The sequence below is a fragment of the Methylobacterium trifolii genome (assembly GCF_022179685.1).
GTDB lineage: Bacteria > Pseudomonadota > Alphaproteobacteria > Rhizobiales > Beijerinckiaceae > Methylobacterium > Methylobacterium trifolii.
Window position 1 is genome coordinate 1 of sequence record NZ_BPRB01000407.1, and the last position, 1,693, is coordinate 1,693.

The window sequence follows — 1,693 nt, forward strand, 5'->3', positions numbered from 1 at the left end:
TCGCACCGGAATAGGGCGCAAATTTGCCGTGAGCGCCCTATTCCGGTGCGACTTTTTGTGCCGAGAAGGGGTGAGCGATGTGTAAGAATTTGATTGTGATCTTGATCCTCGCTTCCACCGCGTCGGGATGCATGTCGAGGAGCGGGTCTGGCTCGGGATCGGGCCGCAATAGCGCGTTCAACCTTGATCCTGACCGGCCACGCTCATGCTACGGTGGCCCTGTCTACCAACCGTGCTAGAGCCGTGCCCGACCACGTTGGGTCGGGTCACGGCTCTCGGTCTTTGTTTTGACGCGCCCTTTCACGACGAACCGGTATCCACTTCGTCGGCGTGCGCTCTAGCAGGTCCAGAAAGCTAGGTTTCGGACGCAGACTTCGGCTTCGCGACCCGCTTCATAGCCGCATCGAAGTCCGCCTCGTCCTCACTCGCCCCGGCCTCGAGCGCGGCCTCAATGAACCGGCGGCGCTGTTCCTCGGGTGTCAGTTTCCCGGCACGAGCTTGCTCTTGGGGCGCTCCAAGGCCTTCAGCGACCCTCCTAGGGCGGACAAGCCTTCCTCGACGGCCCTCATGGCAGTCTCGGCGTCCTGCTCGCTCGCGCCAGATTCATGCGCGGCGGCAAGGAAGCGGCGGCGCTCTTCTTCCGGTGTCGGCTTGCCGGGCGGCTTGGGCTTGGTGGGGGTGTCTGTCGGCATCGGGGGTGGCCCTCGTCGTCACGGGCCAATGTAGGCGCACGCCGAGCTTGCGGCAAAGCCTCGGCGTCAGCTTCTGGGCGCCTGGGCTCGGTAGCGGCCTCCCACATAAAGGCTTGATTGGATCACGTATCTTGCGCCACCTTAAATATATCTGATTCGGCTTTTTACACATTGGCATCGATAATATGGACATGCTCCCAGGTGGGATAGATGTTTTTTACATTAATGAGTCTCACGATAAGCACTTGTATGTTGTAAGCGCCCTTTCAATCCCACTACTACGCCCGCGCGATGACGGCATGCGGGTAGCTTGAGCAGATCAGTTTGCTCAATTCAAAGAATATCGGAAATCAATCAACTATAACTTAAAGATACCTTTGAAAAAAGAGCTGCATGGCGTTAAATTAGCATCGGGGAGAGGTAATTATCTCAGGGGAAAATTTGCATTCACGCGGGGACAGGCTGTCAATGCTTATCGACAAATATTGAGCCACATAGACTTTATACCCGATAGATCTATCATGTCAGTCGCGGCTATAAGATCGGACTCTATTTATGGCAATGCGCGTCTTGAGGCAGCCATGTACAAGCTGTTCCAAAGGATGCGCACTCAATGCGAAAGACGGAATGTAAACGCAATTGTCTTTTTTGACGAAGGGCATCCTGAATATCGAAAGATTTATAGACAGTCCCAGGTCTATCCAGCTACGGGAAGCAGTATTGGCGCTTGGAAAAGCGGCAAATCCACACAAAACCTTCCTTTAGACATGTTCTTCAAGGATGTTAGAGCGTGTTATGAACTTTTAGGCGACGTGTCTGTTGGTGGTGATGAGCCTTGATCGCCTTGCCTACCCGTCGGACGTGAGCGATGAGGAATGGGCTGTCGTGTCGCCTTACCTGAGGCTGATGCGAGAGGATTCCGAGCAACGGGACCACGAGCTTCGCGAGGTTTTCAACGGCCTGCGCTACATCGTCCGGACGGGGGCGGCGTGGCGGTTCAT

At 55.4% G+C, this 1,693-nt stretch carries 3 protein-coding genes; 2 read left to right on the forward strand and 1 reads right to left on the reverse strand.

The features are described from left to right. Window positions 1-479: 479 nt before the first annotated feature. Window positions 480-692 carry a hypothetical protein gene (locus COGEMETH_RS25280; RefSeq protein WP_238185414.1) on the reverse strand — a complete coding sequence of 71 codons (213 nt, stop codon included), beginning with the start codon at window positions 690-692 and terminating at the stop codon, window positions 480-482. Window positions 693-1,273: 581 nt separating this feature from the next. Here COGEMETH_RS25280 and COGEMETH_RS25285 point away from each other — a divergent pair. Next, window positions 1,274-1,531, forward strand: a complete 258-nt coding sequence (locus COGEMETH_RS25285; RefSeq protein ID WP_238185415.1) for a hypothetical protein — start codon at window positions 1,274-1,276, stop codon at window positions 1,529-1,531. Next, a partial coding sequence (locus tag COGEMETH_RS25290) for a transposase (RefSeq protein WP_238181223.1) occupies window positions 1,521-1,693 on the forward strand: 173 nt, incomplete at its 3' end. The genes COGEMETH_RS25285 and COGEMETH_RS25290, both read left to right, overlap by 11 nt.